A 7,104-nucleotide genomic window follows, 5' to 3' on the forward strand; every position below is an offset into this window, starting at 1 on the left:
CGGTCCACGGCAAATTTCGGGTATATTCGCGCCCCATGATGAAGCCTGCTGTTGTTCTCCTTTCCGGCGGACTTGACTCCGCTACCTGTCTGGCGATTGCCCGCGATGCGGGGTTCGCCTGCTACTGCCTTTCCTTCGATTATGGTCAGCGTCACAACGCCGAGTTGCGGGCGGCCGAACGGGTGGTCAAGGCACTCGGTGCGGCCGAGCATCGTGTGATCAATTTTGGATTGGCCCAGTTCGGCGGTTCGGCGCTGACCGATACCTCGATCGCCGTGCCGACCGGCGGCGTCCAGGCCGGCATCCCGGTGACCTATGTTCCGGCGCGCAATACCATCATGCTCTCGCTGGCTTTGGCTTGGGCCGAGGTGCTGGGTAGCCGCGATATTTTCGTTGGGGTCAATGCGGTCGATTATTCCGGCTACCCGGATTGCCGACCGGAATACATCGCCGCTTTCGAGAAGATGGCCAATCTTGCAACCAAGGCCGGCGTCGAGGGGCAGAACCTGCACATTCATGCGCCACTGATCGATCTGTCCAAGGCTGAAATCATTCAGACCGGTCACCGTTTGGGCGTGGATTACGCGCTCACGGTTTCCTGTTATCAAGCCGATCCTGCCGGTCGCGCCTGTGGCGTCTGCGATTCCTGCCGCCTGCGGGCAGAGGGCTTCGCCGCCGCCGGTGTTGCCGATCCCACCCTTTATCATTCTTCCTGATCATGGATCTCGCAGCCCAGACCGATCTCGTCCTGTGGCTGGCTTTCGCCGTTGCGTTTATCTTCGGGGCGATTAGCCAGAAAACCCATTTCTGCACGATGGGGGCGGTGTCTGACATCGTCAATATGGATGACTGGAGTCGCATGCGGATGTGGTTGCTGGCGATTGGTGTGGCGATTCTTGGAGCCGCTGGTTTGCACGCAGCCGGGTTGATCGACCTCGACAAGACTTTTTATCGGGCAGCTCCGTTCACCTGGTTGTCGTATCTGGTTGGTGGTGGCTGTTTTGGCGTCGGAATGGTGCTGGCTTCCGGTTGTGGGTCGAAAACGCTGATCCGGATTGGTGGCGGCAATCTCAAGTCGGTTGTGGTGTTTCTGGTCCTCGGAGTCGTCGCCTACATGACCATGCGCGGTGTGCTGGCAGTCTTCCGGGTCAATCTGCTTGACAGCTTTGTCTGGCCTCTCGCCGGCGCACAGGATTTGCCGGCGATGTTGGTGCGGGCCGGGCTGGAGCCAAAGTGGGCTTTTTGGTTGCCGGTTTTGGGTATAGGCGGCGGGTTGACCGTGTTTGCCCTGATCCGTCGCGAATTCTGGACGCTGGATAATCTGTTGGGCGGGTTCGGCGTCGGATTGGCGATTGTCGCCGCCTGGTATGTCAGCGGTCACCTCGGCTACTTACCCGAACATCCGGAAACGCTGGAGGAGGCTTTTCTCGCCACCAACAGCGGACGTATGGAAGCGCTGACGTTTGTTGCGCCGCAGGCTTATACCCTGGAGTTGTTGATGCTGTGGTCGGACAGTAGCCGCAAGATGAGCTTTGCGATTGCCGTGGTCCTCGGGGTGATCAGCGGCGCCTGGCTGAGTGCCCTGTTGACCCGCAGTTTCCGCTGGGAAGGTTTTGCCAGCATCGAGGATACCGCCAGTCATTTGCTCGGGGCAGCGCTGATGGGCTTTGGCGGGGTGGTTGCGATGGGATGTACGGTCGGGCAGGGAATCAGCGGCTTTTCAACTTTGGCGCTGGGTTCGGTGCTTACTTTTCTGGCCATTGTCGGAGCCGCGACGGCAACTCTTAAATTCCAGTACTGGCGTCTGATGCGCGGGTAGAATGGCGTTCTGCCCCCTGACGCCGGTCCGGCGACGAATCATGAATATCCTGCTGGTCGACCATACGACAATCTATCGTGACATCTTGCAGCAGGCCTTGCGCGGTTATCGCGATCTGACCCTCAGTTTGGCAACAGATGCGGCAACTGCGCGCGAAATGACCCCAGGCAGCGAATTTCATTTCGTCATCGTTGCTCGGCATTTGCCTGATATCGATGGCGTCGATTTCGTGCGTGAGCTCCGCACCTCGGGGCAGTTCATGTTCGAGCCGATTGTGCTGCTGACCAGCAGTCCGACGGCCGAACTTGCTGCGCTGGCAGAGCGTGCCGGGATTACCGAAATCTTCCGCAAGCACGATATTGACGAACTGGTCAGTTTTTTGCGCCGTTTTCTCGGGGTCTATACCCCCTTGCGTGGCAGGGTGCTCTATGTAGAGGACGCGCGTGATCAACGCATGGCCCTGGAGGCTCAACTCCGCACCTGGAATCTGCAGGTTGACGCAGTTGATTCCGCAGAGGCAGCTTGGGAGGCATTTCGCCAGAATGAATATGATCTGCTGATCTGCGATATCGTATTGCAGGGGCGGATGACCGGTTCGCGTCTGGTTAACCGGATTCGTCGTACCTCCGGGCGTAAAGGGGATATTCCGATTCTTGCGATGACGGCCTTCGATTCTGCGGCCAAGCGGATCGAACTGTTCCACGTCGGTATCGATGACTACATCAGCAAGCCGGTGGTTCTGGTCGAGTTGCACGCGCGAATTCATGGCATCTTGTCGCGCAAGCTGGTCTCCGATCGCAATCGGACCTTGCTTGATGCTTCCTCTCTGGCGGTGCTGTTGACCGATGAGCGAGGAGTGATCAGTACGGTCAACGACGAGGCTGTCTCGCTATTCGGATGTGGCAGCAGCAATTTTTGTGGCATCGATATCGCCCAGTTCCTGCCCCACGCGGAGTGTGTCGACGGGAGCGAACTGGTGCATCGGTTCGGGGTTAGCCTCGATGCGATTGCCGCTCGTGGGCTTCCTTGGGAAACCTTGGCCCAGCGGCGCAATGGCGAGTTTTTTCCGATTCGTTTTTCGGTTGTCGAAACAGCCAGCATGGGGGTCCAGCGCCAGTTTGCAGTCTTGGTTCGCGATATTTCCAGTGAACGGGAAATGGAAAGCCGCTTGTTGCAGGCCAAGGAAGGTGCTGAGGCGGCTACCCGGCTCAAGAGCCAGTTCCTGGCCAACATGAGCCACGAAATCCGGACGCCCATGAATGGGATCATGGGCATGATGCAGTTGGCGCTCGACGGAGAGTTGCCGGATGTCGAGCGGGCCTATGTCGGCAAGGCTTATGATTCAGCTAGATTCCTGTTGGGGATTCTTGATGACATTCTCGATTTCTCGAAAATCGAAGCCGGCAAACTGGCTTTTGAACTTCAGCCTTTTGACCTTGAGTTGCTCTTGCGGCGGACGGAGGATCTGCTCGGAGTGCGGGCGCAGGAGAAGGGGATCGGTCTTTCGCTGAATTGCTCGCCTGATGTTCCCCGTGCCTTGGTTGGCGATGCCTTGCGTCTGTCGCAGATTCTGAACAACCTGGTCGGGAATGCGATCAAGTTTACCCGTGAGGGTGGCGTCCACATCGAGGTCGAGTTGACCGAGCGCGATGCTTTGGCTGAGCGCGTTCAGGTGTTATTCACAATCCGGGATACCGGAATTGGAATTAGCAGCGTCCAGTTGGAGCGGCTTTTTCAGCCTTTCGGCCAGGCCGAAGCGTCGACTAGTCGTGAATTTGGCGGAAGTGGTCTCGGCTTGGTGATCTCCAGGCACTTGGTTGAGCGCATGGGTGGTCAGATTTCAGTTGAGAGCATGTCCGGTATCGGTAGTGTGTTCCGGTTTTCCGCTTGGTTTGGCTTGAGTGCGGCTTTGCCGGCATCGTTGCTTCCGGTCGAGTCCGATCAGGTGTCGGCAGTGCTCTCTGGTGTGCATGTATTGGTTGTTGAAGATAATCCGGTCAATCTTGAACTGGTTTGCCAATACTTGCGAAGGGTTGGCGTCACAACCGATACTGCGGTTGATGGCAAGGAGGCTGTCGCCCTGGTGCTGGCAGGGCCGGAGCGCTATCGGGCGATCCTGATGGACATGCAGATGCCAATCATGGACGGGATCGAGGCTACGCGTCTGATCCGCGAGGATCCCGCCTGCGATCAATTGCCGATTATTGCGTTGACCGCAAACGCCATGGCCGAGGACCGCCAGCGTTGTTTTGAGGCTGGGATGCAAGGCTATGTAGCGAAGCCGATTGATCGGGAGCATCTCTACGCGACATTGGTCAGGTGGTGTGCCTCTACCGAGACGCAGGTACTGCCTCGGGCGTCTTCGGGAGAGGGCGAAGTTGCGGTGTTGCCGCAGGTTCCCGTTCCTCCGGAACTTGATGGGTTCCCAGTGGCGCTACGGCGGATGGGAGGCGATCGCGAAATGTATCGATTCATGTACGCAGAGGTCCTTTCCGGGCAGGAAAAGGTGGCGGATGAACTGCGTGATGCCATTTCAGGAGGAAATTGGCAGTTGGCCAAACGTCTGGCCCACACATTAAAGGGCCTGGCCGCTACTTTGGGGGCGACTTCGCTGCGTTCGGCAGCAGAGATGCTTGAGCTTTGTTGTGCCAGGTCCGGCGAGGAGGCAGCAGCTGATTGCCAGTTATTGCTGGGAGAGATTGAGATCGGTTTACAGCGCCTGGCTGAACTTTCAACGCATCCTTTGGTGCAAGGCAACTGAAGGTTCTACTGCTCGGCCTCTTGAAGGCGTCTCAATATTAAGGGGAATGCCGCCGAGCCGAATAGCGCCAACGCCGAAACGATGAATGCCAGTCCGGCCATCGGGTCTTCGAGCAGAGGGTGTAGCCAGCCGCCGAATCCAAGCACGCTGCCCAATCCGGGAATTGCTGCAGCCACGCCCAGCAGGCAAAGACTGATGAATGACAATGGATATTTTTTCATTGCGGTAGTGTAGACGAAGGCTGAAATCGGCGCGATCATCAGCATTTCATCGTGTGTTGGAATTCTTATGAAGCGTCGTGATTTTCTGCGGTTGTCGGGATTGGCGGCAGGGGCGGCAACTATGATGTCTTGGGAGGGGTTGGCGGCTTGGGCGGGGGAGGTTGATGCCTTCGTTCGTGGTCCGGCCGTTGAGGACCATCCGCTACGGCAACTGTCCCCGCACGTATGGGCCATCATCGCGCCGGATGGTTTTCCTACTCCGGAAAATCGCGGCATGATGTGCAATCTGGTTTTTGTGGACACTTCCGAAGGCTTGCTGGTTATAGACACTGGTGCGTCGGTTCAAATCGGAGAGATGGCCATTCGTCAGTTGCAGCGCCAATTCGCCAAGCCGGTGATTGCTGCATTCAATACCCACTACCATGGTGATCATTTTCTCGGAAATGCGGCGTTTGCAGCAGCATTTCCTGGGATGCCGATCTATGCCCATCCGCAAACCGTGCAGGCGATCGCTGGAGTGCAGGGCGATTTGTGGCGAAGATTGATGGAACAATGGACCAATCAAGCGAGTTTGGGGACGGAGGTTGTAGTTCCTACGGCCTCGGTAGCTCACGGGGATGAATTCAGGTATGGCAACCTGTTGGTCCGGATTCATCACTACGGTACTGCTCACACGCCTGCGGATATTTGCATCGAAGTGGTCAACGATGCGGTCGTCTGCGTGGGAGATGTAGCAATGGATCGCCGTATTGCCAATATGGATGATGGCTCTTATCTTGGAACGCTAAATGCCTATCGTCAGTTGGAGCGAAACGCGCGGGCTAAAATCTGGGTGCCGGGGCATGGCCAGCCTGGGGGCGGGGTGCTTGACTGGAATCGCGAGTTGTTCGAAGGGATATACCAATCCTGTGAGCGGGCTGTGGCCGAGGATCTGCCGTTGGCAGAGGCAAAAACGCGAGTGTTGAGTGATCCCCGGGTGGCGAGCAAAGCAAGCGAAACCAAGGGCTTTGAGTCGAATATCGGGAAATATGTCAGTCTCGCTTATCTTGAGGCAGAGGCCGCTGCTTTCTGATTCGAGAAATTTCGTCAAAGGTATTGACGTATTTTTAAAGTTGAGTAGAATGCGCACCTCTTCGACGCGACGGGGATTCGGAAACGAGTCAGGAAGCGAAGCGGCGAAGAGTGAAGCGGTTTTTTAGGTATTGTTTTTCGGTGGTTTCGAAAAAGAAATTTTAAAAAAGTGCTTGACGAGAAGTGAGGAGTTGTTCATAATCTCGCTTCTCTGCTGCAGACGACGAGTTGTTTGAAACGACGAGTTGGCGCGGTAGTGATCTTTAACAATTTGGACAACCGATAGGTGTGGGTGTCTTGATGCGAAAGCGAGCAATCGCAAATAGTATTAAGGCAAATACACCGAGTAATAGGTAGAGAAATCTACCGTCAGTGAATTTGCGAGTTTGTTGGATTGAACTGAAGAGTTTGATCCTGGCTCAGATTGAACGCTGGCGGCATGCCTTACACATGCAAGTCGAACGGCAGCGGACCTTCGGGTGCCGGCGAGTGGCGAACGGGTGAGTAAAGTATCGGAACGTACCTTTCAGTGGGGGATAACGTAGCGAAAGTTACGCTAATACCGCATATTCTCTGAGGAGGAAAGCAGGGGACCTTCGGGCCTTGCGCTGATAGAGCGGCCGATATCAGATTAGCTAGTTGGTGGGGTAAAGGCCTACCAAGGCGACGATCTGTAGCGGGTCTGAGAGGATGATCCGCCACACTGGGACTGAGACACGGCCCAGACTCCTACGGGAGGCAGCAGTGGGGAATTTTGGACAATGGGCGAAAGCCTGATCCAGCCATGCCGCGTGAGTGAAGAAGGCCTTCGGGTTGTAAAGCTCTTTCGGCCGGGAAGAAATCGTGTGGGCTAATACCCTACATGGATGACGGTACCGGAATAAGAAGCACCGGCTAACTACGTGCCAGCAGCCGCGGTAATACGTAGGGTGCGAGCGTTAATCGGAATTACTGGGCGTAAAGCGTGCGCAGGCGGTTTGGTAAGACAGGCGTGAAATCCCCGGGCTCAACCTGGGAACTGCGCTTGTGACTGCCTCACTAGAGTACGGCAGAGGGGGGTGGAATTCCACGTGTAGCAGTGAAATGCGTAGAGATGTGGAGGAACACCGATGGCGAAGGCAGCCCCCTGGGCCGATACTGACGCTCATGCACGAAAGCGTGGGTAGCAAACAGGATTAGATACCCTGGTAGTCCACGCCCTAAACGATGTCAACTAGTTGTTGGGGGGGTAA

The 7,104-nt window shown here is 56.3% G+C and carries 5 protein-coding genes and 1 rRNA gene (1 of these 6 running past the window's edge); 5 read left to right on the plus strand and 1 reads right to left on the minus strand.

What is annotated here, in order from left to right; all coding sequences use genetic code 11:
• Nucleotides 1-35: 35 nt before the first annotated feature.
• From queC to VX159_RS01290, 3 genes are read left to right on the plus strand one after another with little or no spacing between them, the layout of a single operon-like run.
• Nucleotides 36-716, plus strand: coding sequence for a 7-cyano-7-deazaguanine synthase QueC (gene queC / locus VX159_RS01280; protein ID WP_371324190.1), 681 nt, complete (start codon nt 36-38; stop codon nt 714-716).
• A 2-nt stretch (nt 717-718) separates the two neighbouring features.
• The gene (locus tag VX159_RS01285) at nt 719-1,819 is read left to right on the plus strand and encodes a YeeE/YedE family protein (RefSeq protein ID WP_371324191.1); all 1,101 of its coding nucleotides are present in this window, start codon (nt 719-721) and stop codon (nt 1,817-1,819) included.
• A 40-nt stretch (nt 1,820-1,859) separates the two neighbouring features.
• A complete protein-coding gene (locus VX159_RS01290) occupies nt 1,860-4,580 on the plus strand; it encodes a response regulator (RefSeq protein ID WP_371324192.1) in 2,721 nt (906 codons plus the stop codon).
• 5 nt (nt 4,581-4,585) lie between these two features.
• On the opposite strand, the gene VX159_RS01295 is transcribed toward VX159_RS01290, so the two are convergent.
• Nucleotides 4,586-4,840 carry a hypothetical protein gene (locus tag VX159_RS01295; protein WP_371324193.1) on the minus strand — a complete coding sequence of 85 codons (255 nt, stop codon included), beginning with the start codon at nt 4,838-4,840 and terminating at the stop codon, nt 4,586-4,588.
• A 28-nt stretch (nt 4,841-4,868) separates the two neighbouring features.
• Between VX159_RS01295 and VX159_RS01300 the strand changes: the two genes are divergently transcribed.
• Together VX159_RS01300 and VX159_RS01305 are read left to right on the plus strand one after the other, a co-directional pair.
• A complete protein-coding gene (locus VX159_RS01300) occupies nt 4,869-5,873 on the plus strand; it encodes an MBL fold metallo-hydrolase (RefSeq protein WP_371324194.1) in 1,005 nt (334 codons plus the stop codon).
• Between the two features lie 395 nt (nt 5,874-6,268).
• Nucleotides 6,269-7,104, plus strand: a 16S ribosomal RNA gene (locus tag VX159_RS01305) (it continues 700 nt past the right edge of the window).

The sequence above is a fragment of the Dechloromonas sp. ZY10 genome, from assembly GCF_041378895.1.
Lineage (GTDB): Bacteria > Pseudomonadota > Gammaproteobacteria > Burkholderiales > Rhodocyclaceae > Azonexus > Azonexus aquae.

Coding starts and splice junctions, on each gene's coding strand:
- queC (WP_371324190.1), top strand. CDS start 36: ATGATGAAGCCTGCTGTTGTTCTCCTTTCCGGCGGACTTGACTCCGCT.
- VX159_RS01285 (WP_371324191.1), top strand. CDS start 719: ATGGATCTCGCAGCCCAGACCGATCTCGTCCTGTGGCTGGCTTTCGCC.
- VX159_RS01290 (WP_371324192.1), top strand. CDS start 1,860: ATGAATATCCTGCTGGTCGACCATACGACAATCTATCGTGACATCTTG.
- VX159_RS01295 (WP_371324193.1), bottom strand. CDS start 4,840: ATGATCGCGCCGATTTCAGCCTTCGTCTACACTACCGCAATGAAAAAA.
- VX159_RS01300 (WP_371324194.1), top strand. CDS start 4,869: ATGAAGCGTCGTGATTTTCTGCGGTTGTCGGGATTGGCGGCAGGGGCG.